Source organism: Roseovarius sp. CAU 1744 (assembly GCF_039839345.1).
Taxonomy (GTDB): Bacteria; Pseudomonadota; Alphaproteobacteria; order Rhodobacterales; family Rhodobacteraceae; genus Roseovarius.
This window is the reverse complement of sequence record NZ_JBDOQV010000002.1, coordinates 111,574-136,499: the sequence shown is the minus strand read 5'-3', so window position 1 is coordinate 136,499 and position 24,926 is coordinate 111,574. Positions and strand designations below refer to the sequence as shown.

At 61.4% G+C, this 24,926-nt stretch carries 21 protein-coding genes and 1 tRNA gene; 13 read left to right on the top strand and 9 right to left on the bottom strand.

Features of this window, described 5'->3' with window-relative positions; genetic code table 11:
- Positions 1 to 134 precede the first annotated feature (134 nt).
- Entirely contained in the window at positions 135 to 890 is a 756-nt protein-coding gene (locus AAFO92_RS04575) for an acyl-homoserine-lactone synthase (RefSeq protein ID WP_347533481.1), read from the top strand.
- A 121-nt stretch (positions 891 to 1,011) separates the two neighbouring features.
- Here AAFO92_RS04575 and tig read toward each other — a convergent pair whose 3' ends face one another.
- Positions 1,012 to 2,343 carry a trigger factor gene (gene tig, locus AAFO92_RS04570; protein WP_347533480.1) on the bottom strand — a complete coding sequence of 444 codons (1,332 nt, stop codon included), beginning with the start codon at positions 2,341 to 2,343 and terminating at the stop codon, positions 1,012 to 1,014.
- 154 nt (positions 2,344 to 2,497) lie between these two features.
- Positions 2,498 to 2,701, bottom strand: coding sequence for a hypothetical protein (locus AAFO92_RS04565; protein WP_347533479.1), 204 nt, complete (start codon positions 2,699 to 2,701; stop codon positions 2,498 to 2,500).
- A gap of 695 nt (positions 2,702 to 3,396) precedes the next feature.
- Between AAFO92_RS04565 and AAFO92_RS04560 the strand changes: the two genes are divergently transcribed.
- Together AAFO92_RS04560 and AAFO92_RS04555 are read left to right on the top strand one after the other, a co-directional pair.
- Entirely contained in the window at positions 3,397 to 6,585 is a 3,189-nt protein-coding gene (locus tag AAFO92_RS04560) for a hypothetical protein (protein WP_347533478.1), read from the top strand.
- Positions 6,575 to 7,072 carry a hypothetical protein gene (locus AAFO92_RS04555; RefSeq protein WP_347533477.1) on the top strand — a complete coding sequence of 166 codons (498 nt, stop codon included), beginning with the start codon at positions 6,575 to 6,577 and terminating at the stop codon, positions 7,070 to 7,072. Before AAFO92_RS04560 ends, AAFO92_RS04555 begins: the two co-directional genes overlap by 11 nt.
- Before the next feature lie 20 nt (positions 7,073 to 7,092).
- Here AAFO92_RS04555 and AAFO92_RS04550 read toward each other — a convergent pair.
- Positions 7,093 to 7,177, bottom strand: a tRNA-Leu gene (locus tag AAFO92_RS04550).
- 155 nt (positions 7,178 to 7,332) lie between these two features.
- Between AAFO92_RS04550 and AAFO92_RS04545 the strand changes: the two genes are divergently transcribed.
- Positions 7,333 to 7,824, top strand: a complete 492-nt coding sequence (locus tag AAFO92_RS04545; RefSeq protein ID WP_347533476.1) for a Hint domain-containing protein — start codon at positions 7,333 to 7,335, stop codon at positions 7,822 to 7,824.
- Positions 7,825 to 7,850: 26 nt separating this feature from the next.
- Here AAFO92_RS04545 and AAFO92_RS04540 read toward each other — a convergent pair whose 3' ends face one another.
- Positions 7,851 to 9,503 carry an NAD(P)H-hydrate dehydratase gene (locus tag AAFO92_RS04540; RefSeq protein WP_347533475.1) on the bottom strand — a complete coding sequence of 551 codons (1,653 nt, stop codon included), beginning with the start codon at positions 9,501 to 9,503 and terminating at the stop codon, positions 7,851 to 7,853.
- A gap of 170 nt (positions 9,504 to 9,673) precedes the next feature.
- Between AAFO92_RS04540 and AAFO92_RS04535 the strand changes: the two genes are divergently transcribed.
- The 6 genes from AAFO92_RS04535 to AAFO92_RS04510 all read left to right on the top strand — a co-directional run bounded on the left by AAFO92_RS04535 (position 9,674) and on the right by AAFO92_RS04510 (position 15,216).
- Positions 9,674 to 10,012 carry a P-II family nitrogen regulator gene (locus AAFO92_RS04535; RefSeq protein WP_347533474.1) on the top strand — a complete coding sequence of 113 codons (339 nt, stop codon included), beginning with the start codon at positions 9,674 to 9,676 and terminating at the stop codon, positions 10,010 to 10,012.
- Positions 10,013 to 10,045: 33 nt separating this feature from the next.
- Complete coding sequence (gene glnA / locus AAFO92_RS04530; RefSeq protein ID WP_347533473.1) at positions 10,046 to 11,452, top strand: type I glutamate--ammonia ligase; 1,407 nt, start codon at positions 10,046 to 10,048, stop codon at positions 11,450 to 11,452.
- Between the two features lie 314 nt (positions 11,453 to 11,766).
- Positions 11,767 to 12,639 carry a hypothetical protein gene (locus tag AAFO92_RS04525; protein WP_347533472.1) on the top strand — a complete coding sequence of 291 codons (873 nt, stop codon included), beginning with the start codon at positions 11,767 to 11,769 and terminating at the stop codon, positions 12,637 to 12,639.
- 179 nt (positions 12,640 to 12,818) lie between these two features.
- Positions 12,819 to 13,574: a lytic murein transglycosylase gene (locus AAFO92_RS04520; protein ID WP_347533858.1), complete on the top strand. Its 756-nt coding sequence runs from the start codon at positions 12,819 to 12,821 to the stop codon at positions 13,572 to 13,574.
- 4 nt (positions 13,575 to 13,578) lie between these two features.
- The gene (locus AAFO92_RS04515) at positions 13,579 to 14,568 is read left to right on the top strand and encodes a metallophosphoesterase (protein WP_347533471.1); all 990 of its coding nucleotides are present in this window, start codon (positions 13,579 to 13,581) and stop codon (positions 14,566 to 14,568) included.
- A gap of 216 nt (positions 14,569 to 14,784) precedes the next feature.
- Positions 14,785 to 15,216 (top strand): glyoxalase superfamily protein, encoded by a 432-nt coding sequence (locus AAFO92_RS04510; RefSeq protein ID WP_347533470.1) that lies wholly within the window; start codon positions 14,785 to 14,787, stop codon positions 15,214 to 15,216.
- Positions 15,217 to 15,259: 43 nt separating this feature from the next.
- Here the strand turns inward: AAFO92_RS04510 and AAFO92_RS04505 are convergent, their stop codons facing one another.
- A complete protein-coding gene (locus AAFO92_RS04505; RefSeq protein ID WP_347533469.1) occupies positions 15,260 to 15,712 on the bottom strand; it encodes a hypothetical protein in 453 nt (150 codons plus the stop codon).
- 224 nt (positions 15,713 to 15,936) lie between these two features.
- On the opposite strand from AAFO92_RS04505, the gene dddP reads away from it, so the two are divergent.
- Complete coding sequence (gene dddP / locus AAFO92_RS04500) at positions 15,937 to 17,280, top strand: dimethylsulfonioproprionate lyase DddP (protein ID WP_347533468.1); 1,344 nt, start codon at positions 15,937 to 15,939, stop codon at positions 17,278 to 17,280.
- Positions 17,281 to 17,303: 23 nt separating this feature from the next.
- Here the strand turns inward: dddP and AAFO92_RS04495 are convergent, their stop codons facing one another.
- The gene (locus AAFO92_RS04495; protein ID WP_347533467.1) at positions 17,304 to 17,510 is read right to left on the bottom strand and encodes a hypothetical protein; all 207 of its coding nucleotides are present in this window, start codon (positions 17,508 to 17,510) and stop codon (positions 17,304 to 17,306) included.
- 153 nt (positions 17,511 to 17,663) lie between these two features.
- The gene (locus AAFO92_RS04490; RefSeq protein WP_347533466.1) at positions 17,664 to 18,362 is read right to left on the bottom strand and encodes a GGDEF domain-containing protein; all 699 of its coding nucleotides are present in this window, start codon (positions 18,360 to 18,362) and stop codon (positions 17,664 to 17,666) included.
- Between the two features lie 332 nt (positions 18,363 to 18,694).
- Here AAFO92_RS04490 and AAFO92_RS04485 point away from each other — a divergent pair, with 332 nt between their 5' ends.
- Positions 18,695 to 19,909 carry a bifunctional alpha/beta hydrolase/OsmC family protein gene (locus AAFO92_RS04485; protein WP_347533465.1) on the top strand — a complete coding sequence of 405 codons (1,215 nt, stop codon included), beginning with the start codon at positions 18,695 to 18,697 and terminating at the stop codon, positions 19,907 to 19,909.
- Positions 19,910 to 19,997: 88 nt separating this feature from the next.
- Here AAFO92_RS04485 and AAFO92_RS04480 read toward each other — a convergent pair whose 3' ends face one another.
- Both AAFO92_RS04480 and AAFO92_RS04475 read right to left on the bottom strand, forming a co-directional pair.
- Complete coding sequence (locus AAFO92_RS04480; RefSeq protein ID WP_347533464.1) at positions 19,998 to 20,963, bottom strand: aminoglycoside phosphotransferase family protein; 966 nt, start codon at positions 20,961 to 20,963, stop codon at positions 19,998 to 20,000.
- A 232-nt stretch (positions 20,964 to 21,195) separates the two neighbouring features.
- Positions 21,196 to 21,891 carry a DUF1223 domain-containing protein gene (locus tag AAFO92_RS04475; protein ID WP_347533463.1) on the bottom strand — a complete coding sequence of 232 codons (696 nt, stop codon included), beginning with the start codon at positions 21,889 to 21,891 and terminating at the stop codon, positions 21,196 to 21,198.
- A gap of 221 nt (positions 21,892 to 22,112) precedes the next feature.
- Between AAFO92_RS04475 and acnA the strand changes: the two genes are divergently transcribed.
- Positions 22,113 to 24,887: an aconitate hydratase AcnA gene (gene acnA / locus AAFO92_RS04470; RefSeq protein WP_347533462.1), complete on the top strand. Its 2,775-nt coding sequence runs from the start codon at positions 22,113 to 22,115 to the stop codon at positions 24,885 to 24,887.
- Positions 24,888 to 24,926 lie beyond the last annotated feature (39 nt).

Genomic DNA, 24,926 nt, shown 5'->3' with positions numbered 1-24,926 from the left:
GGGATTCCCCCAATAGATTAATATTTGGTTCATTTTAACCTACTGAGTGACTGAACCACCACTCACGAGGTAACAAGATGATCCTGGTTATAGATGCACTAAATCGACACAAATTTCCTCATATTATGAAGGAGATGTTCGAACTTCGCGCCCGCGTCTTCGGGGACCGCATGGGTTGGGATGTTACCATCAAGGACGGCATGGAGCGGGACAGTTTCGACGATATGGACCCGTCCTACGCTGTCGGTCTTGACCATGACGGCCATGTGGTGTCTTGCGTGCGCGCCCTGCAGACCACCGGCCCGCATATGCTGGCGGATGTGTTTTCGGCCATTCTCGATGGCGAGGCACCGCTGCGCAGTCCTAACTTGTGGGAATCGACCCGCTTCTGCGTCGACACCAAGCGGCTCGGTCGCGGCAAGGATCGCAACTCGGTCTCCTACGCCACTTGCGAACTGATGATCGCCTCGCTCGAGGCAGCCCGCGATGCCGGGGTGACTGACATCGTGACCGTGATCGACCCGCTGATGGACCGTATCCTCAAGCGGTCGGGCAACACGCCTTATGGCTATGTCGGCAAACAGGCTGACATGGGCAAGGTCCCTGCCCTTGCGGCGCTTCTGGATTGCACCGAAGAGCGGATCAACCGCATCCGCGCCTTTGCCGGCATCCAGCACGACGTATTCATCGCCGAGGACGAGGTTCTTGCCGCCGCCAACTACCAGCCCGAGGCACAACAGGCCGACAGCAAGGCTCAGTTGATCGACCTCAACGGCTATTGCCAGGAACAGATCGACGCCGCCCAGTCAGAAACGGAACGCGGTGCCGCCCTGGCACTGCAACGGGTACTCTTTGACAAGTTTCATTCGACGCGCGCCTGCAACGCCTAAACCCCCAGGGGCCGACGCAGGTGGGGTGATTGCATTAATCAACGGAAATCCCGCGCCAGAATGAAAGAAGGGCCGCTCTCCCGGGCGGCCCTTCACTTTTCTTACCGGCGGCTTTACCGGATCAGGCGTCTTCCAGCGCCTCGATCTCTTTTTCCAGCTTGGCCTTCGTGATTTCCTTCTCGGAAACCTTGGCCAGCTCAACCACGTAATCCACGACCTTGTCCTCGAAGATCGGGGCGCGCAGCTGTTGGCGCATCTGCGGGTTGTTCTGCACGAATTCAAAGAACTCGCGCTCCTGGCCCGGATATTGCCGTGCCTGGGTCATGACCGCCTGGGTCATCTCGGCATCGGTAACCTCGACCTCGGCCTTCTGGCCCAGCTCGGCCAGCAACAGGCCCAGACGCACCCGGCGCTCGGCCAGGGCCTTGTGCTCGTCGGTGGGTTCGATCTCGGGGTGGTCATGGCCTTGGACATCGGGGTTCTCATCGTGCCACAGCTGATGTGCGATCTGCTTCGACTCGATCTCGACCATGCTGGGCGGCAGCTCGAAGCTGACTTTCTTGTCCAGCTCATCCAGCAACCTGCGCTTGAGGATCGCCCGCGACGCACCGGCATATTCCTCTTCCAGGCGCTCCCGGATCTGGGTTTTCAGCCCGTCCAGATCCTCGGCGCCGAACTTCTTGGCCAGCTCATCGTCGATCTTGGCAGCGGCCGGTTCCTTGACGGCCTTGATGGTGCAGTCGAACACCGCTTCCTTGCCGGCCAGATGCTCGGCCTGGTAATCCTCGGGGAAGCTGACGGTGACGGACTTTTCCTCGCCCGCCTTCACGCCCACAAGCTGATCTTCGAAACCAGGGATAAAACTGTTGGAGCCCAGCACCAGCGGATAGTCATCCGCGCTGCCGCCTTCAAAGGCTTCGCCGTCGACTTTGCCCAGGAAGTCCATCACAACCTGATCGCCATCCTTGGCCTTCGACCCCTTCTTGCGGTCCTTGAAATCCTGCGCGCTTTCGGCCAGGTTGGCCAGCGCCTCGTCGACCGCCTTGTCGTCGGCCTTGGCCACCAGGCGTTCCAGCTTGATCGATTTCAGATCGACCTCGGGGATCTCGGGCAGCGCCTCGTAGGTCATCTCGATCTCGACGTCGTCACCCTCTTTCCAGTCCTCGTTCGTCATCTTGACGTCGGGCTCGGCGGCGGGGCGTTCACCTTTTTCCTCGAAATGCCTGGACATCGCGCCATCGACGGTTTCCTGCATCGCTTCACCCATCACGCGCTGGCCGAAATTCTTCTTCAACAGCGCCAGAGGCACCTTGCCCTTGCGGAATCCCTTCAACTCCACATCGGGCTGCGCTTCCTTGAGCTTCTCCATCACCTTGTCGTCCAGCTCCTTGGCCGACAGGACCATTTTGTAGCCTCGCTTGAGACCTTCGTTCAGGGTTTCGGTGACCTGCATGTTCGTCCTTCCCATTGCATCTGGCCGCGGAGGCGTCCGCAGCGGTCAAAATCACGGGCCCTTCTATTGGCCCCCCTGTCCGCACGCAAGGGCAAAGCCGCATTATTGCAGCCGCAGTTCCATTCGTTCCGGCCGGAACCGGCGCGTTGCGATGTCAGGAGAGGAAAGACAGCACGAGGAATGCCGCGCCAAGATAGCCCGCCGCGCCAAATGCCAGCAGCATACGCCGTTGCGCACGCCAGGCCACCACCTCGGCCGGCAAGGCAGACAAAACATCACCAAACGGGAAATCGGATTCCCTGGCAAAACCGAAAGACAGCATGGTCGCCCCCAGAAAACTGCCTGTCAGGTACGACAAATCCCTAAAGAAATGATGATGACGGTCACCATTCTTTGCATTCCGGGATCTGGTTTTCGGGTAGATGTCGCAAACCCGACAGGCAGATACTCGTTACAGCACCTCTCCTATTCGCCGTCCAATTGTGGCAGAAAAAAGGCGCAATTAGGGCGCAAATGCGACGCAGCGCCGGTCAGCCGATCACGTGCGAAACTGCGATATGAACTGCTGTTTCAAATTTCAGACGAATTTTCCTGAATTTAGGATCAACGGCACCAAAGCGGGCCGGGTTTCGACATCATTGTTTCGAAAACGGCAACGGTTCCACCCCCCTTGGCGTTCCGGACCCGTCCTGAACCCATATGTTGTGGTCGCAGTCCGTTTTCGGAAACAGACCGTTTTTCGCGTCTTTTTCCGCGCTACCTGGCGCTGGCGGCCATCGGGGCAGACGGATTGCGATCCGCCGCGCCAGGGGATTCGCGCGTTTGCCGCGCTGCGGCGTCATAGGAATACCATAGTTTCGGGACCGGACGCGGTCTGTTGACTCAACGGCGCAACCCGCTCTGCGGCAAAGGCGCCGCGCAGTGTCAGCGCGGGAATATCCAGTGACAGTTCATGATTGATATGCCACGATAAGCCTTATTTCGAATTGCTTTTCGACGCCTCGGACCAAGAGCAATGAGCCGCATTTTGACGCAGATCCCGGAACCGGCAAGATGATTTTGCATCCGCTTCCCTACGCCCTGAATTCGGGTGACCCGACCGTCGAAGCAATGGCCTATGCCGCCGCCGGCGTGATCTGCAACCGTGGCGGGCAGACCTCCGGCGATGTGGGGCTGCTGGCAGATTGGTTCGATCGCGCGGACCGTGCCGCGCTCTTGTGGTCCCTGCCCGGCTCGGGCGACTGGCCGCTGGACGACACCGCGCTTGCGCAGGTCTGGCAGGAGTTTTGCAGCCGGTTGGATGGCCCGGCGATCGTGCGCCTGTTGATCGTGTCCATGGGACCACAATGGCATCTGCCAGAGCTTCAGCTGTCGGCCCAGTCGGCGCAGGTATTGTCGCGCCTGGCGCTGACGGGACGCGATCCCTATGACGACTGGCGCCACCTGCCCCAGGGCTACCTGGGGTCGGTGGCGATCCAATCCATCGGCCATTCCATTGACCTTTACTGGAACTGGCCGCCCCGCGTGCTGGTCAACCTGCCGGACAGCGGTATCGACCCCGCCGATGCGCGCTATGGCGCGGACAGCATACGGCTGGAGAACCGGTACGAGAGCTATGACATTGCCCTTCATGCCGCTGCCCGTTCGAGCTTCGCAAATTACGGGCAGGATGCGGGCAATTTCAATATCGCGCTTGATCCGGGCATGACCCTGTCCACGGTGACGGACCTGCTGCAGCGCGCGGACGGGTCCCGCCTCGTGGCGCTTGTGCCGCTCGCTCCGCGGCAGGCCGCGCCGTTTCTCTGGCACTTCATCGACAATATCAGCCACGATGCGCCCTTTGACGTCGCCTTTTTCAACGCGGTTCTTCAGTCGAACGCCAACCCTTTTTCGGCCTCGGGCGCACCGGTGCTTGTCGCACCAGCTTCGGATTATTTCCGGCAGATGAACAATTCGCGCCTGCATCGGCGCGTCGATGAGCTGTTGCGCGATATCCCCGATATCCGGCGCTATGCGGGCATCAACAGCGTCACCCTGCCCTTTGCACTGCCCGAGTTCGGGCTGCCCGAGGGCGAGATCGGCCTCGGCGAGTTACAAAGCGCGGTCGAACGCGCGGTTTACGGCAAGACGCTTGCCTATCATCGTGAAAGCCAGACCGGGCGCGACATGTGGGGGCTGGACATCGCCACCCGCGACTATCGCGATGGCTTCGGCAGCGTCGACGAGGCCGAGGCCGCCCCGGCACCCGAGGGGTATGGCGCGCCGGACAGCGCACCACGGCAACAACCGGCCCCGGCACCCAGGGGCGAACCGCCCGCAAGATCGGCCCCGGCACCCAAGGGCGGCGGCCTGACCAGAGCATTCGATCAAATCGGTGAAATTCTCGGCGGGCTCACTGCCAGCGCCGTCCCCCGGCCCCGGGTAGTACGGGCAACCGAAACACCACGCTCGTCACCGCCGGGCGGCACCTCCGGGCGCGAACCATCGCCACAGCCCACGCCAGAGCGTACCCGCTATACCAATATCGACATCTATTCCGGCTTCTGCTTCGAAAACATCCCGCCCGCAACGGCCCCATTGCAGGACCATCAAACGCTCGGCGCGGGCTGCGATTACAGTATCGCCCTGAACATCGCGGCCGAACGCAGCGGGATCGCCCCGGGCAACACTCCCCAGGGGATCGCCAATCTGCGTGTCGGGCGCGAGACGATCAAGGTCTATGCCGTCGCCAGTTCCGGGCACCTTGGCGGGCCGGTCTTCGACGACCCGCTGCAAACCTTCGACTGGGAATACGATCAGGATACGCAACCGGTCTATTTCCGCTTTACCATGCCCGACCAGGTGGCCGCAGTGACACCGCCGATCGAAATCCGGCTCTACTCCGCCGAGCTGCACCTGCTCGACATTCTCGAAATCCGCCACGAAGATATCGACGGGCAGATCACCCGCAGACTGCACTGGACCGAGCGGGGCGTCATGCCGGTAACGCCGGGCAAGACATCCGTGGATGCGCTGGCCTTCCACGTCAACCGTGTGCCGGGCGGCTACCATGTCGAGGCGCTGTTCAGCTCGGGCGGGAATATCCAGGTTGAGATTGACCCGAGGCACCTGTTGTCAGAGGGCGATCTGGAACAGCTGCTGGCGTTCGTGCGCGAATTCTGGACCGACAAGGCCCTCAACCTCTTTGCCAACGAAAAGAACGCGGTCAGCAGCTATTACTACACCAACGATGTCATGCCGGCCATGATCGATCTCGGCCACAGGGCGTGGCGCTGCCTTTTCGGCGCGCGCAAGGCGGGTGCGGCAGGCGCAAGCGAACGGCTGGGGGAATGGATTGCCAACCTTGCACCCGGCGACGGAACCGTCATCCGCATCACCACGGCGGCAAATGCCGAAAGTTTCGTCTTTCCCTGGTCGGTTCTGATCCCGACCGATCAGACCGACGCGGCAGAGTTCTGGGGCTTGCGCTATCAGATTGAATTGACGCGCAAACGCGGCGCGCCCCTTGCACCACAGGCATCCGAAACGGCGGATGTGAACCTTGTGCTCGACGACGGCTTCACCAGGTTCGTCGACCACCGGGGCAATCTCGACAAGATCTTTGCGGCAGCCCCGCAGGTGGCGCATAACCGGCTGGAAACCAGCCAGGCGATCCTTGACGCGCTCGGCACCAACCCCTCGGCCGACCTCTATTACTTCTTCTGCCACGGCAGCACCAGCCGCCGCGCGACAGGCTTTCCCGAAGATATCCTGCGCAACCTCGAAAAACAGTTGGAGGACGATGCCGACGACTGGCGCAACCAGGTGTTCGGACTGGTCAGCGCGGGCACGGTCCAGGCACGGATAAAGACCGACACGATGACCCTTTCGGAATCGCAACTGCAAAGCGCGCTGCCGGGGTTCGCGCCACGCCGGCCGATCATCTTCCTCAACATGTGCCATTCCGCCGATCTGCTGCCGGGCCGGTCGGACGGGCTGACACGGGTTTTCCTGGACAGCCATTGCGCAGCCGTTCTGGGCACGGAATGCCCGATGAACGCACATTTTGCCGATGCCTTCGCGCAAGAGGTGCTGCGCCAGCTGATCGGTGGCGCCCCCCTGGGCGAGGCACTGCGCCACAGCCGCCGGCATTTTCACGACAACAACAACCTACTCGGCTTCGCCTATTCGCTCTACGGACACGCCGACGCGACCCTTCTGACCAGACCCGACCCGAAAAAGGAGATTACCCATGAGCACTGAAGTGGCGACCAAGACCGTTCCGGTCGATGATGCCAAGGCGCGCGAGACGGTTTCGGCCGCCGAACGGCTTGGCGCGTCCGACACCACGAACCTGCTGGAGGAAATCGCCCGGCGAGAGGCGGTGGCCCAACAAGACGAAAGCGTCCTGACCGACCCGGCGCTCGATGGCGGCTATGCCACGGCCGAAATGGCGCTTGGCGACAACCTGAAGGAAATCGGCGACCGGCTGATGAAGGTCTGGATCCGGCGCCTGCATGGCGTGATCTGCGGCGGATCCGGCAGCGATGAGGAACGCAAGAAGATTGCCGATCTGGCAAACCTCAATGAATCCGCGGCCATCGCCGCGGTCACGGCCGCGCTGCTGCCCTTTACCTCACCACTCTTCGCGGCCCCCGCCGCCGTGATCATCGTCCGGGAATTCCTTGGACCAGCCGCCGAGGAGCTTTGCCAGTACTGGGCCGAAAAGTTGGAACAACCGATCGGCTGAAGCGTCTGTTCAAAGGCATCTGGTGCGGGTGGAGGGACTTGAACCCCCACGCCTTGCGGCGCCAGAACCTAAATCTGGTGCGTCTACCAATTTCGCCACACCCGCACTGTGCGCGGTCTCTAGCAAAGCTTGGCGGCGGTTGCGAGCAGAAAATGTGCGCCATGCCCGGCACCCCGGCCGGCCCACAAAAAGCGCGACATTTACGCTTTCATAACATATCCTGTGGCCAATTAACGAGGCAAACCAGAGCGAGACACGCCATGAAACCGAAGACGGTCGGGCGGAGCGGTGACGCAAACCATGTCACCCTTTCCCATCAGATCAAGGGCCTTCCGGCACACAGCATCATCCTGACCCTTGACGGAGAGAGGCGCGTGCGCGATCTGAGTCCCGGCCAACGCATCGTGACCCGTGACAGCGGCACCGCCCTCCTGCGCGCGATCCGCCAACGCACTGTCCTCGTCCCGCTCATCCGGATCAGGGCCGGCTCACTGGGCGATACCCGCCCCGATTGCGACACCATCCTGCCCGCGGGCCAGGGCGTGCTGGTACGGGACTGGCGGGCGCTGGCGCTCTTTGGCGCGAACCAGGCCATCGTCGCGGCGGGGCGTCTGGTGGATGGCGAATTCATCACCCGCACCGCCCCCCAACAAACGACCATCTGCGAATTGGTGTTCGACCGCTCGCATATCCTCTATGTGGACGGTCTGGAAGTCGCGGGTCATGTGGCAGCCTCCGCGCTGGCTGCCTGACCCAAAACGCCGCTAACGGTATCGCGTCACAGGCCCAGGTCTCGGAACACTTTCGGCACTTCCTCGGGCAGATCCTCAGCGATCAGCCCCGGCCCGAAGGACCGCGCGCATTCCACATGCAGCCACGCCGCCGTCTCCGCCGCCTGCATCGGTGCAAATCCCCGCGCCAGAAGCCCGGTGATAAACCCCGCCAACACATCGCCCGACCCGGCGGTCGCCAACCAGAGCGCTGCGCGCTCGTAATGGGCGGAGTTGATTGAGCACCGCCCGTTCGGGGCGGCGATCACCGTGTCCGGCCCCTTGAACAGCACCACGCAGCCGGCCCGTTTCGCCGCCTCGCGCGTGGCATCGACCTTGGAATAGGCCGGGCCCTTGATGGCGGGCGCGTTCAGCTTCTCGGCGATATCCGGAAAGAGCCGCGCGAACTCGCCCCCATGCGGGGTCAGAACGCAGCTCTCGTGCAGCATCCCGAACAATTCCTCCGGCGCTTCCGCAAAGGCGGTCAGCGCATCGGCATCCAAGGTGACGTAGGGTGTGTGCGCCGCACGCACCGCCACCGGCACCAGCTCCCGCGCGCGCTCGATCCCGAGCCCCGGCCCGAGACAGAGCGCATTGAGGCGGTCATCCTCCAGCAGCGCCGCCAGCCCGTCGCCATCCTCGACCCGTTTCAGCATCACCGCCGTGACCTGCGCCGCCACCTCCATCTGCGCCGACCCCGGCACGCCAATCGTCACCAACCCCGCCCCGATCCGGAGCGCCCCCCGCGCCGCCAACCGCGCCGCGCCGGTTTTGCCATGGCCACCCGACAGGATCAGCGCATGACCCTGCGAATACTTGTGCCAACCAGAGAATTTGTTCAGGCGAAAACATCGTGGGGCCTCGATCAACTTGACGATATCGCCCGGCGGAACCGCCGGGCAGCGCCCGTCCGCCCCCATGGGCGGGCGCTTCGCTTCCGCCCCCGGACGGGCACCGCCCTCTAGACCGATATCAGCGACGACAACTTTTGCGCATGCCAATGGCCCCAAGAAGAGTCTATGACCCACTTTCTCTGAGTGAAACGAGACCGTGAGGTTCGACAACACACACAAATCAAGAGGATTCTCATCCTTCGGTCCATATCCGAGAAACTGCCCACTGTCTGCGCAAAGCCCGCTGGGCACATCAATAGAAACGACCCGCGGCATTTCCCCTTGGGTCGATGACGCTTGCCAATAGTTCAGTTCGTCTTGGACACGACCAAAATCTAGGAACGATCGCGTCAAGCCTGTACCGAAAAGCGCATCGACGGCAATAACCGTGCCAGGATTGTCCTCCCCGTAACCATCAATTCTATCATCGGTCAGTTCATCAACTGCACCCAACTCATTCCACCGCTCATAATTCACCTTCGCATCCGGCGGCAGTTTCTCGGGGTCGCCGTAGAGAAACACCTCCACCTCCCAGCCCCATTCCTTCAGCAGCCGCGCGACCACGAACCCATCGCCGCCATTGTTCCCCGGCCCGCACAGAACCACCGCGCGGTGCGAGGTTTTCGCAAGCTCCGGCCATTCCTCGAAAATCGCCTCGACAACGCCCCGCCCGGCGCGTTCCATCAGCTCCAGCCCGGTCACCTCGCCCGACTCGATGGCGGCCTGTTCGATGGCGCGCATTTGCGCGGCGGTCAGCAGTTCACTCATTCCGTCACCCTCGCCGATTCACTTTTGGTCACTTCTTGCGCACTATGCCTATTTTTTGTGCAAACCAGCCCTGCGGCCCGCCCGCCTGCACGCGACTTCACCCTAACCGATTGAGCCACGGGAACAGAAGTGGTCTCAGGGGCCGAAATCCAACCGCAGGAGTGCGCGCCATGAAGAAGATCGAAGCGATCATCAAGCCGTTCAAGCTTGACGAGGTCAAGGAGGCTCTGCAAGAGGCAGGGATCCAGGGTCTCAGCGTCATCGAGGTCAAGGGATTTGGCCGCCAGAAAGGCCATACCGAACTCTATCGCGGGGCCGAATATGTCGTCGATTTCCTGCCCAAGGTGAAAATTGACGTGGTGCTGGACGACGACCAGGTTGATGCCGCGATCGAGGCCATCACCGAGGCCGCGAAAACAGACAAGATCGGCGACGGCAAGATCTTTGTCAGCCCCGTCGAACAAGCCATCCGCATCCGCACCGGCGAGACCGGCTCGGAAGCGCTGTAAACCTACATTCCCCAAACAAGAAGGACCAGGAGAATGAGCAAGGACACCGTTCTCAAGCAGATCAAGGATGAGGACATCGAATATGTCGACATCCGCTTTACCGACCCGCGCGGCAAGCTGCAGCACGTCACCGTCATGGCCGACCAGGTCGATGAGGATTTCCTCGAAGAGGGCTTCATGTTCGACGGCTCGTCGATTGCCGGCTGGAAATCCATCGAGGCCTCGGACATGAAACTGATGCCCGACACCAACAGCGCCTATGTCGATCCGTTCTATGCCGAGAAAACGCTGTGCGTGCATTGTTCGGTGGTCGAGCCCGATACCGGCGAACCCTATAACCGCGACCCGCGCGGCACCGCCGAAAAGGCCGAAGCCTACCTGAAATCCTCGGGCATCGGCGACAGCGCCTTTTTCGGCCCCGAGGCCGAGTTCTTCCTGTTCGACGACGTGCGTTTTTCGAACTCGATCAACAAGGTATCGTACGAAGTTGATGCAATCGACGCGTCCTGGAACACCGATACCGAATACGAGATGGGCAATACCGGCCACCGGCCCGGCGTCAAGGGCGGCTATTTCCCCGTAAACCCGATCGACGACGCCCAGGACATCCGGTCCGAGATGCTGAGCACGATGAAACGCCTGGGCATGAAGGTCGACAAGCACCACCACGAGGTGGCCAGCTGTCAGCACGAGCTGGGCCTGATCTTCGACAGCCTGACCAAGCAGGCCGACGAGCTGCAGAAGTACAAATACGTCATCCACAACGTGGCCCAGGCCTATGGCAAGTCGGCCACTTTCATGCCCAAGCCGATCTATGGCGATAACGGCACCGGCATGCATGTCAACATGTCGATCTGGAAGGACGGCAAGCCGCTCTTTGCCGGCGACAAATATGCTGATCTCAGCCAGGAGGCGCTGTATTTCATCGGCGGCATCCTCAAGCATGCCAAGACGCTGAACGCCTTCACCAACCCGTCGACCAACAGCTACAAGCGGCTGATCCCCGGCTTCGAAGCGCCCGTTCTGCGCGCCTACTCGGCCCGCAACCGTTCGGGTTGCGTGCGGATCCCGTGGACCGAGTCGCCCAAAGCCAAGCGCGTCGAGGCCCGCTTCCCCGATCCGGCGGCCAACCCCTACCTGGCTTTCGCGGCGCTTCTGATGGCCGGGCTGGACGGCATCAAGTCCAAGATCGACCCCGGCGAGGCGATGGACAAGAACCTCTACGATCTGCCCGCCGAAGAGCTGGAAGGCATCCCGACCGTCTGCGGCAGCCTGCGTGAGGCGCTTGAGGCACTTGCGGCGGATCATGACTTCCTGCTGGCCGGCGACGTCTTCACCAAGGACCAGATCGACGGCTACATCGCCCTGAAGATGGAAGAGGTTGAGCTGTTCGAGCATACACCTCACCCGGTTGAGTTCGGCCTGTATTACAGCTGCTGATCGCCATCAGGATTGCGACAAAAAGGGGCACCGTCGGTGCCCCTTTTTTCGTGCCCGGTGCGAGGTATGATCGCAAGGCGAGCAACGAACGGTTTGGTTTTCCTGGTGAAATGCGCCGTCGGCCGCTCATCGACGCCCCAGGATCGGCACGCCAGCCGCCAGACCCTGATCTGGGGTGAATTGTTGCGAAATTGGCGTCAAAAGGGCCGATTTCGGCCGATTTGCCTCAATGGTTCCGCATTTGAAACAAATTGTTCACATTTTTGCCGCTCAAAAATCAGGGCTGACACGAAGGGATGTAAGTGGGCGGGACAATGACAACGACCAACACGATGGCCAGCGCCGGGTTGATATTTCAAGGGTTGCGCGATCTCGATATCGTCAAGATCGGCAACCGTGTGCGCAACGCGTTTGAAGCGCTCGAGGAGAACGTGACCGGCGTGCGAATCCTGTCGAATGACCGCGCCTGTATCTCATCCGCCCACCATGACGTGACAATTTCCGTTCTCGAAGATCACGTCGTTGATGGTCTGCCCGGCCCCGCGCCGCTGATGCTGGAACTGACCATCAACAGCAACGTCGGCAAGAATGGCGAGTTTCTCCATCAGGACACGGTATTGGCCCATGCGCTGAAATCCCTGCACTGGACGCTGTCTGCCGATCAGGTGAAATGGGTGACCCCCGGGGCGGTCCTCAGCAGCGCCGATTTCGTGATGGCGACCACGCAGCCCGAAGCAGCGGAGACCGCGGCAGAGCCGCAGATGACCGTCTCGTACACACCCGGCGGTATTGTCGAGCGGCGCTATACCCTGCCCAGTATCGATGAAACCAACGATCAGCTTCAGCAGGCCCTGACGCAAAAGGCGGTGCTGTCGGCCGAATCCGGCAAACAATGCGGATTCTATGCGGCGTTCCTGTCGGATATCGAATCCATCGGGATTGCCGACCCTGACGAGGAGATCCGCGAAAAGACCGCGCCGCTGCGCCTGTCGGCATGGATGATTTCCTTTATCGTCCTGCTTCTGGCCCTGCCGGTTGGGGTTGCCCTCTTGGTGTTCAATGCCCTGAAGGGTGAAAACCTGCGGCTTACCTCCCAGGTGGCGGCCCTGACGGGCACCTTCATTACCCTGGATGCGCATGGCGCGACGACCGAGACTTTGGCCGTCCTACACGGACTGATCGGCTAGGCGGCGGTTCACGGCCACCTGCCCGGTGCAACCGACCCCCGGCAGCGTCAGATTTACCTTGGAAGGGTCGAGGACGCCGGGCTACACTCGACCCAGTGCCTTGCCCTGAGAGGAGCCTTCGACCCGTGACTCGCATTGCAACCCTTTTCGCGGCCGGCGCAACGGCCCTGAGCCTGACAATGACACCCCCGGCCCATGCAGCGGCCTGCGGAAATACGTCCAGCGGGTTCGAGACCTGGAAAACGGCCTTTGCCCAGGAGGCGAGGCGCGCCGGCGTCCGCAAGAGCGGCCTGCAGGCGCTGGCCGGCGCACGGTACGCGACCCGCACCATCGCCGCCGACCGCAATCAGAAAAGCTTCAAATACACGCTGGAGAAATTCATGCGCGTGCGCGGCGCAGAAACCATCGTTGCACAAGGGCGCAAGCGCAAGGCCCGCAACCCCGGATTCTATGCCGCGCTGGAGCGTCAATACGGCGTCCCCGCGGGCGTTCTGATCGCGATTCACGGGATGGAAACCGGGTTTGGCGGGTTCATGGGCGACAGCGCCATCGTTTCGGCCATTACCACGCTGGCCTATGATTGCCGAAGGTCGGATTTCTTCATCCCGCATGCCATCGGTGCGCTCAAGCTGGTGGATCAGGGCGCCATCACGGCCGCCACCAAGGGCGCCAAACATGGCGAGCTGGGCCATACCCAGTTCCTGCCCGGCAATGCGCTGAAATACGGTGTCGATGCCAATGGAGACGGGCGGATCGATTTCTACAGCCAGGCCGACGCGCTGGCCTCGACCGCGAATTTCCTGCGCCAGAAGGGGTGGAAACCCGGCCAGGGTTATCAGGAGGGGCAGCCCAATTTCGCCGTCATCAAGCAATGGAACGCCGCCAGTGTCTATCAAAAGGCCATCGCGATCATGGCCGCAAAGATCGACAGGTGACCTGATGCGTCTGCCCGTCCGATTGCGCCGCTGGCTGGGCGCTGCCAGCCTTGTCCTGTGGTCATCGGCCAGCGCCGCCGAACCGTTCAGCTTTGTCGTCGTGGGCGATCAGCCCTATGGCACCGGGGCGAAGGTTCATGACCTCTATCTGGGCCTGATCGACGCGATAAACCAGGCTGGCCCCGATCTGGTCGTTCATGTGGGCGATACCAAATCCGGCGGCAGCTTCTGCTCGGATGAGCTGCTGGCGGAACGGCTGGACTACCTCAACCGGTTTTTCGCGCCCACGCTCTACGCGCCGGGCGACAATGAATGGACCGATTGTTACCGGCTGGTCGCCGGCGGTCATGATCCCGAGGAACGTCTGGCCCATATCCGTGCCACCTATTTCGACACGCCCGGAACCTCCTTTGGGCAGTCGCCCATCGCCCTTTCCCACCAGGGCGCCGGGGGCTACCCGGAAAACGCCCGGGTGATGTTCAACGAGGTGATGTTCGTGACCGCGCATGTGGTCGGATCGAACAACAATTTCGAGGCCACCCGCCCGGAGGCGGCCGCCGAGTTTGCCGCCCGCGATGCCGCCAACCGCGAATGGCTGGTCGAGAGCTTTGCCGCCGCCGCGGATGCCAAGGCGCTGGTGCTGGCGATCCACGCGGATATGTTCGAATTCGGGTTCGGCCCGCCCTGGGATGCCGAGGGCTTCCTGCGCCATTCCGGTTTCGGAGCCTTTGCGCAGACCCTGCTCTGGCAGGCGGCAGAATTCGACCGTCCGGTATTGCTGACCTATGGTGACAGCCACAAGTTCCGCCTGTTCCGTCCCTTTCCAAAGACCGGCCCGAACATCATGGCGCTTGAGACCTTTGGCGCCAAGAACATGCACGCCGTGCGCGTCCACGTGACCCCGGACGACCTGTTCCCCTTTGCAATCCAGCCCTTCATCAACCCGGATCAGCCGCTGCGCCGGGCACCGAAGAAGAAAAAGAACAAGCAATAGCCGCACCAACCCGGCAACTTGGCCCCGTGCCTTGACAGCCGCACGCGCAATTCCTATTTTGGCGCTTTCGGGGTTCAGGCCCCCGCCGTTCGCAGGGCAGTTGCCCGTGGTGAAGCCTGGCTGACATCAATCCAGTTTCAGACCCTGAGGTCACCGACCGGATGGCAATGCGAACGCCCCCCCGAACAGGTCACTGACCCGTCAAGGAATTGGACAATGACACCGCAAATCCTACCCACCCGCGACGCGCTCAAGGTGCAGGCGAAACGGCTGCGCAGCACGCTGGCGGACCAAGGCACCCCGCTCAGCCATTCGGCGGCGCTTGAAACTCTTGCAAGGCAATGGGGGTATCGTGACTGGAACACCCTGTCGGCGGCGGCCGACACCGCGCGCCCCGCCTGGCAGGTCGGCCAGACGGTCAGCGGGCGCTATCTGGGCCATGCCTTCACCGGACGGCTGAAATCCGTGCGCGAGGCATCCGGCGGCCACTGGCGCCTGACACTGGTGTTCGACGAACCGATTGATGTCGTCACCTCGGACCGTTTCAGTTCCCTGCGCCGACAGGTCAGCGCCCTGGTCAACGCGCGCGGCACCACGCACGAGAAAACCTCGGACGGCAAGCCGCATCTGGCGCTCAAAACCACCTGAACCGGCACCGCGCATCCGCATCGGGTGCGCGGACCTGCCCGCCCTAGCGATAGCGTTCCGACGTGACTGTCCTGCCGTCGTGAAAATAGGAATACTCGGCCAGATCGCGCCCGTCTTCCTGGCGCGTCACCAGCACCTTGGCTTCCTGCGGGGCGCCGATCCGCGGATGCGGACCACCCAGGCAAAACGCACGAAACGGCTGTTTGACCTCTCCCTTGCCCTTGTTGGTGCGGCGCTTACCCAGCTTGAACTTGCCGACCTTGCCGCTGGCGCAATCATCCGTGATGAACTGCGCCACGCGCCTGAGCGAATAGCCATGCGGCACTTCCCGGCCGTCCACCAGCCGGGCCACCAGCATGATCCCCTTCACGCGCGATCCCTGCATTTCCAGCGAATATTGCACGTAATCGCCGGCGGCCTCTTCGGCCGAAACTGTCGGCGCCGCCATCAATCCCAATGCCAGAGCGACCGGCCCAATCCTAATACCGTATCTCACCTTCACCCCCACAGCGGCCGCCGCACAGGCAGCCAGTAGGTAGCAATAGAGCAGATTGCGCAGTTTTTCAATCTGTTACCACGATCAAGCGCCGGGATGCGCACGGCAGTATTTGCACACCCCGCCGCGCGAACCGGCTCAAAGGCACCTGAATTTGTCGTAAACCGGCAAGCACCGCGACCGGCCCGCTTTCACCATTTGGGTAAACGCTAGCGAGGCCAGCCATGAACACGCATTACCGCGATACCCGCAAGATCGACCCGGGCAAAGGTGCGACCCTGGGCGACAATACCCCCAACGATGCCGACCGGATCGAGATCGGCCCGACGCAGCTGGCCTTTGCCGAATGGGACGCCGCTGGCCTGCAGCTGCCCGATCTTCAGGCCCTGCGGCGGTATCGCTGGGAACGGCTGACACGGCACGTGGTGGACCGCGACTATGCCGGTATCCTTCTGTTTGATCCGCTGAATATCCGCTATGCCACCGACAGCACCAACATGCAGCTTTGGAACGCGCACAATCCGTTTCGGGCGGTGTTGCTGTGTGCCGACGGCTACATGGTGATCTGGGATTACAAGAACTCGCCCTTCCTCAGCACGTTCAACCCTCTGGTGCGCGAACAGCGCTCCGGCGCGGACCTGTTCTATTTCGATCGCGGCGACAAGATCGACGTGGCCGCCGATGCGCTCTCGAACGAGATTCGCGTGCTGCTGGCCGAACATGCGCCCGGCAACACCAGGCTGGCGGTGGACAAGATCATGCTGCACGGGCTGCGTGCGCTCGAGGCGCAGGGGCTGGAGGTCATGCAGGGCGAGGAGCTGACCGAAAAAGCCCGCGCCGTCAAAGGCCCGGATGAGATCCTGGCGATGCGCTGTGCCAGCCATGCCTGTGAAACTGCCGTCCGGGCGATGGAGGACGCCGCCCGCGCCGGCGTGCCCGGTGGAAACATGTCCGAGGATGACATCTGGGCGGTGCTGCATGCGGAAAACATCCGCCGCGGCGGCGAATGGATCGAAACCCGGCTGCTGGCCTCCGGGCCGCGCACCAACCCGTGGTTTCAGGAATGCGGCCCCCGTATCGTGCAAAACAACGAGATCGTCGCCTTTGATACCGACCTGATCGGCAGCTACGGCATCTGCGTCGACATCTCTCGAACCTGGTGGATCGGCGATGAGAAGCCGCGCGATGACATGATCTATGCGATGCAGCACGCCCATGAACATATCGCGACCAATATGGAAATGCTGAAACCGGGCGTGACCATCCCCGAGCTGACCGCCAATTGCCACCGGCTGGACGAACAGTACCAGGCACAGAAATATGGCTGCCTGATGCACGGCGTCGGTCTTTGTGACGAATGGCCTCTCGTGGCCTATCCCGATCAGGCGGTAGAGGGCGCGTTCGACTATGCGCTGGAGCCCGGCATGGTGCTTTGCGTCGAGGCCGCGGTCGGCGCCGTGGGCGGCGATTTTTCGATCAAGCTGGAAGACCAGGTGCTGATCACCGATACCGGCTACGAAAACCTGACGAAATATCCGTTCGATCCGCGTCTGATGGGGCAGGTCTGACCCTGCCCCACCGGTGTTTCGGTTCAGTAGACGCCGTAGGACCGGCGCACATTGCCATGCCAGTCCTCGGCAACAGGCTCGACCCCGCCCCGTGTCGCCACGCCGTCCGGGGTGATGTCGCTCAGTGCCAGGCCGCCGATGACCAGCAGCAGCGCGCCGGTCAGCGCCAGTGTCGCGGCACCGGAAACCCGATTGTGGGCAGGGCCTTGGATATTGATCTCATGTGCCATTTCAATCTCTCCATCTCATGGTGATAAGGCGAAGATAGGCAAAGCAGTTACATAAATAAAACGAATTGATGTTATGCCATACATCACAAAACGTGATTGATTGCGCGCGCAGAGTACCTCTGTGCCCGCCGGCGCGCTAGAGGCGGCAAAGCACTAAGCCGCACTGCGCGCGTCGACCACCTCTCCGTCGAGGGTGCGATCATAGACGCAGACCTGGTCACGGCCTTCCCGCTTGGCGCGGTACACCGCCAGATCGGCCATCTGAAGCGCGATATCGATTTGCGACACGGTCATGATCTCGGCCACGCCGAAACTGGCGGTAAGCTGCAATTCCTGCCCGTCGGCAAAGATCCTCTTGCCGCGCACGCACTCGCACAGGCGCTGCGCCGTCCCTTCGCCCTCGTCCCGGCTGACGCCTTTCAGGAGTATCACAAACTCTTCTCCGCCGAACCGCGCCACCACATCGTCCTCGCGGCAGTTGCGTACAAGCGTGGTCACAAACTGCTTCAGCGCGTGATCTCCGGCCTTGTGGCCATAGCGGTCATTGATCCGTTTGAAATGGTCCACATCGGCCATGATCAGCACCATGTCCTGGTCTTCGACACTTTCGAGCCGCTGATGGAAATTCATCCGGCTGCAAGCCCCTGTCAGGTTGTCATGGTTGACCGCATATTCCAGTTTTTCAGCGAGTATGTTGATGTCCATCATTTTTAGACCGACGAAATAGCTGATCGGTGCCGCCATGATGGCGGCGATGCATGCCCCCTGGATGATGGTGCTGTGAAGGAACTCCGGCGGCATCATCAGGTGCCTCAGGACCACGGTGCCGCATACCACCACACTCGTAATCACAAGTGAAAACATCCTGACATCAAAATGGTTCTTAAGCCGTAACTGCATGAGATCACTACAAACCAATAGCTTTCCGCGCATTCTGGCACCCTCTGGTTAAGACCTGATTTACGTTTTCCCCGTTCAGCTTCGAATACGCACCAAATTTTAGGCATTCACCCTCCCCGGCAACGCGGGTGTCGCACGGCTTGCAGAGCGGTGATCCATCCTCACCAGAACCGGCGCGCACGCATCGCGCGCTCTCACCTTAGCGTGACGGCGCTGACTCTGTGCTGGTGCCACGGCACGCCTCTGACTACGCTCTGCGCATACCTGAAACCAAAGGACGCCCCATGCCGACCGAACGCCTTACCTTCACAGGTCATGATGGCAGCACCCTTGCCGCCCGCCTGGATCTGCCCGACGGCCCCCACCTGGCCACCGCGCTCTTTGCACATTGCTTTACCTGCTCCAAGGACATCCCCGCCGCGCGCCGCATCGCCGCCCGCCTTGCCGGGGCGGGCATCGCGGTGCTGCGCTTCGACTTTACCGGCCTCGGGCATTCCGAGGGGGAGTTTGCCAACACCTCCTTCTCGTCGAATGTCGACGACCTGGTGCTGGCGGCCAAGGCGCTGGCCGAACGCAACATGGCCCCCAGCCTGCTGATCGGCCACTCCCTCGGTGGCGCGGCGGTGTTGGGCGCGGCAGGCGGGATCGACAGCGTCAAGGGCGTCGTCACCATCGGCGCCCCCTACGATCCGGGCCATGTCACCCATAATTTCGGCGATGCGCTCGACAAGATCGCGGCGGAAGGCGCGGCCGAGGTCATGCTGGGCGGACGGCCGATCCGCATCGGTCAGGGATTTGTCGAGGATGTGAAGGCCGAGACCCTGACCGGCAAGATCGCCACCCTGCACCGCGCCCTGCTGATCCTGCACGCACCGCGCGACGCAACCGTCGGGATCGAGAATGCCGGCGAGATCTTCAGCGCCGCCAAACACCCCAAGAGCTTCGTCACGCTCGACAATGCCGACCACCTGATCACCGATCCCGACGATGCCGAATACGCGGCCGAGGTCATTGCCGCCTGGGCGACGCGCTACCTTGATCTCAAGCCCCCCGCCCCACCCCCCGGCGCGCCCGAAGGCATCGTCTGCGTGTCCGAGGCCGATCCGGACGGATTTCTGCAGGACATAAATTCCGGCCCGGACCATCACGTATTGGCAGACGAACCGCTGGCCTATGGCGGCAGCAACCGCGGCATGTCGCCCTACGGGTTCCTGTCGGCAGGGCTCGGGGCCTGCACCTCGATGACGATCCGGATGTATGCCCGCCGCAAGGGCTGGCCGCTGGACCATGTGCAGGTGGCGGTCAGCCATGACAAGGTGCACGCGCAGGACGCCGAGAGCGGCGGCGGCCAGGCCCAGGCCGACACGTTCAAAAGGGTCATCAACCTGACCGGAGATCTGAACGACGAACAGCGCCAAAAGCTTCTTGAGATCGCCGACAAATGCCCCGTCCATCGCACGCTCGAGCAAAGCTCGACCATCATCACAGAGGCAGTCTGAGCAAAGGACATGCCGCAATGTCTGCTATGCGGGACGGGGCAGACTTTCGCCGTTTGACACCTCATAGCAGTGCTGATGGACTCCGCGACTAATGCTGAGCAAAGGCAATGTTAAGTCTTTCTTCAAGTCGGAGAAACTTATTCTTTTGAAAGTCGCTTTTGAAATGCCGTTCGCTGGTGATAAATATCCAGTCTTTAAGTAGTCTCCCTCGAAGGCAAAAGTCTAGAAGATCTAAATCAATAGGGTGCCGGTAAAGCTTGAAAAACATGGCTTTAGACTGGCGCGTGACTCCGCTTCTGTCGACATCCGAGAGAACACCGGTCCGAAAGATATCTACCTTCAGAAAATCCACGATGTCATAGAGAGCAAGCTTTTCCGTGACTTCAGTAAAGTCGAACCCGTAGGTTACACCTTGCCCCATGATCACGTTGCTGGCGTGAAAATCTCCATGACAAAGCACTTTCGTATCTCGGCGCTCCTTCAATTGATCAGCTTCTTCACGAAGTTGGGTAATCATAGGCCGATATTGTTCGGGAGGAGCGTGGGGACCATTCTGAATTGATACGTCTAGAGCCTCGAACATCCAATTCGGGTAAATCCTGGCTTCTGTGATGTTTCCGTATTGGTGAAATGCGTGCAGCCACGCTCCTACGCGACGATAGATCTGCCCGGCCGCCTTGATATTTTTTGCCGTTTTTATTGCTACCGTGGCGGTGCGGTTATCTATGAATTCGACAACAAAAAATTCCCCGCTTTCAGAAAGGTATACGGGAGCGGGGATAGCCTGTTTATCGTACTTCTGAAAATGCTGATGCAAACCCTGTAAAACTGCAAATTCAGACGTTAGCCGACCCGACTTCGCACCAAAGCGATCAACTTTCATCGCAAACAGTTTGTCACCGACCGAAACCTTGAAGACCTGACGTTCATGCTCGAAGTTTGCGGAGCGATAGATGCACACGAAGCTGATCTCTCCTTGCAGTCCGGCTTTGGACGTGAATTCGCGGATCATCTTGTTGACGTTGAGGTAATCTATATTGAAAAGGCTGAGCATCGGTAACGATTCCTGCAAATCGTGCTTTATGCATCGAAGTCAACAGACGGCGAAATGCCATGTCAAACATTCAATCAGCGGAGTAACTACTCCGGCCCGCTACAACCGAATTGCACATGTCGCAGGATTCGTTGATTTTGGGCTCAAAGCCACCATCTGGCGACCGGTCCTTCTGGCCACGAAAGACCAGGCGCTCTATGCCTCGCCCCCCGGCCAGATCCAGGGCAGCCGCCTACTTGACCCGCGCGACCGCGGCCACCGGGCCGTAGCCCTGATGTTGCAGCAGCACGACCACGGGCGCTTCTCCCGGTGCCTTGGCCTCCATCACCAGGGGGCCTTGCGTGTTCCAGCTGCCAAGCGCGCTGAATTCGGTCACCACGTTGGCATAGCTCAGGGTGCGGCCGGCGTTCTCGCCGCGCTTGATGTCGACCGTCGACTGCGGCCGGTAGCGGATCAGTTGCACCACCAACTGATCCCGCAACGGCTCTTTCGCCTCGGCACGGATCTGAACCGTGTCCCCGACCCGTTCAAGCGTCAGGTCGACATATTCCGCGCCATTCTTGTGCTTGTTGATCAGATCGACCACATCGCGGGGCCGGTTGCCGACGACATGTTCGCGCCCGTTAATGATCATCTGCGGGGTATAGATCATCTTGCGTCCACCCGCGCGGGCATAGGCGCGCTGGCGCTTGGTGTTCTCGGCGCTGGCAAAGATGTCCTTCCAGCCGATATAGTCCCAGTAATCCACGTGCAGCGCCAGGGCGACCACGTCATCGCGCTTCGCCAACTCGTGCAGAAACGCATCCGCCGGAGGACAGGACGAACAGCCCTGAGAGGTGAATAATTCGACCACGACAGGGTTGTCCCCTGACCTGGCCGGGCTTGCCAGCATCAGCGCGGCGGCAAGCAAAAGGGCGAGTTTGCGCATGTTCTTTTCCGATAGGCTCAGCTTCTATGTCACAGAACATACCTACGCAAACCCATGCTCAATGGCCAATCAAGGTTTCGCGAGAGATTGGTGAAACTTGAAACACCGGGTGATTGTGTGCAATAGTATACAAAAATGCCTGCCACCCTCTTGATCGCATCATGCAAATCGGTCAGAAGCGGTGTAATTCGATCTGAACCCACTTTGAAAGGAAGGCCAGAATGCCCATCGTCGTCGGACAGGATACAGCCCAAACCCGCAAGACGCTCAGCGTGAATGGCGCATCGGTGTCGTATTACTCCATCGCCGCCGCCGAGGCCGCCGGGCTGGGCGATTTCTCGCGCCTGCCCGCCGCTCTCAAGGTGGTGCTGGAGAACATGCTGCGGTTCGAGGATGGCAACACAGTCACCGTGGACGACATCAAGGCGTTTTCCGAATGGGCCGAAAAGGGCGGCAAGAACCCGCGCGAAATTTCCTATCGCCCCGCCCGTGTGCTGATGCAGGATTTCACCGGCGTGCCCGCGGTCGTCGACCTGGCGGCGATGCGCGACGGCATCGTGGCGCTTGGCGGTGACGCGCAGCAGATCAACCCGCTGAACCCGGTGGACCTGGTCATCGACCACTCGGTCATGATCGACGAGTTCGGCAACCCCCGCGCCTTCCAGCTGAACGTGGACCGCGAATACGAGCGCAACATGGAACGCTACCAGTTCCTGAAATGGGGTCAGGGCGCGTTCAACAACTTCCGCGTGGTCCCGCCCGGTACCGGTATCTGCCACCAGGTCAACCTTGAATACCTGGCCCAGACCGTCTGGACCGACAAGGACCAGAACGGCGAGGAAGTCGCCTATCCCGATACGCTGGTGGGCACCGACAGCCACACCACCATGGTCAACGGCGCCGCCGTCCTGGGCTGGGGCGTCGGCGGGATCGAGGCCGAGGCGGCGATGCTGGGCCAGCCGATCTCGATGCTGATCCCCGAGGTCGTCGGCTTTGAACTGACCGGCGAGATGGTCGAAGGCACCACCGCCACCGACCTGGTGCTGCGCGTGGTCGAGATGCTGCGCGAAAAGGGTGTTGTCGGCAAATTCGTCGAATTCTACGGCGCCGGGCTGGACAACCTGCCGCTGGCCGACCGCGCCACGATCGGCAACATGGCCCCCGAATATGGCGCCACCTGCGGGTTTTTCCCGATCGACGGCGAAACGCTGAAATACCTCGAGCTTACCGGCCGCGACAAGGACCGCATCGCGCTGGTCGAAGCCTATGCCAAGGAAAACGGCATGTGGCGGGATGAGAATTACGCGCCGGTCTACACCGACACGCTCAGCCTTGACATGGGCACCGTGGTGCCGGCCATCTCTGGCCCGAAACGCCCGCAGGACCATATCGCGCTGGACAAGGCGGCATCGGAATTCCGGAAATACGTCAATGGTTTCCGTGACGGCCGCGATGTGAAGGCAACCGACGAAACCCGCTGGCGCGGCGAAGGCGGCGCGCCTGAACCCCAGAACATCCCCGGCAACGAAGGGCATCACCAGCACGGTTTCGTCCTGACCGAGGACAGCCATTACCAGATGCATGACGGCTCGGTGGTGATCGCCTCGATCACCTCCTGCACCAACACCTCGAACCCCTACGTGATGATCGGTGCCGGGCTGGTGGCGCGCAAGGCCCGCGAACTGGGCCTGAACCGCAAGCCCTGGGTCAAGACCTCGCTGGCGCCCGGTTCGCAGGTGGTCAGCGAATATCTCGAAGCCGCCGGCCTGCAGGACGATCTGGACGCCATCGGCTTCAACCTCGTGGGCTATGGCTGCACCACCTGTATCGGCAACTCGGGGCCCTTGGCGCCGGAGATCTCGAAATGTATCAACGAGAATGACCTGATCGGTGTTTCCGTCCTCAGCGGCAACCGCAACTTCGAGGGCCGGATCAGCCCCGATGTGCGCGCCAATTACCTGGCCTCGCCGCCGCTGGTGGTGGCCTACGCGCTGGCCGGTGACATGAATGTCGACATCACCAAGGAACCGCTGGGACAGGACAAGAACGGCAACGATGTCTATCTGAAGGATATCTGGCCCTCGACCAGCGAAATCGCCGATCTGGTACAGAAAACCGTGACCCGCGCGGCGTTTCAGGAGAAATACGCCGACGTCTTCAAGGGTGACGAGAAATGGCAGGCCGTCGAAACCTCGACCGGCGAGACCTATGACTGGCCGCCGCAATCGACCTATGTCCAGAACCCGCCCTATTTCCAGGGCATGTCGAAGGAACCGGGCACGATCGAGAATATCGAAGGGGCCCGCGTCCTGGCCCTGCTGGGCGACATGGTCACCACCGACCACATCAGCCCCGCCGGGTCGTTCAAGGATACCACCCCTGCCGGGCAATACCTGACCGATCGCCAGGTGCCGGTGCGCGAGTTCAACTCGTACGGGTCGCGGCGCGGCAACCACGAGGTGATGATGCGCGGCACCTTCGCCAATATCCGCATCAAGAACGAGATGCTGGATGGCGTCGAGGGCGGCTATACCAAGGGCCCCGACGGCAAGCAGACCTCGATCTACGAGGCGGCGATGGCGCATCAGGCCAACGGCACGCCGCTGGTCGTGTTCGGCGGCGAGCAATATGGCGCGGGATCGTCGCGCGACTGGGCGGCCAAGGGCACGGCCCTGCTGGGCGTCAAGGCCGTAATCGCCGAGAATTTCGAGCGTATCCACCGCTCGAACCTGGTCGGCATGGGGGTGATCCCGTTTGAATTCACCGGCGGCGACACCCGCAAATCGCTGGGGCTGACCGGCGAGGAACAGGTCTCTATCTCGGGGCTCGACACGATCAAGCCGCTGCAGGAAGTGCCCTGCACGATCAAGATGGCCGATGGCTCGGTCAAGGAGATCACGCTGAAATGCCGGATCGATACGGCGATCGAGATCGACTACATCAAGCATGGCGGCGTGTTGCATTACGTCTTGCGCAACCTGGCCAAAGCCGCCTGAACCGGCCAGCAGACCTGATGAAAGCCCCGCCGAACGCGG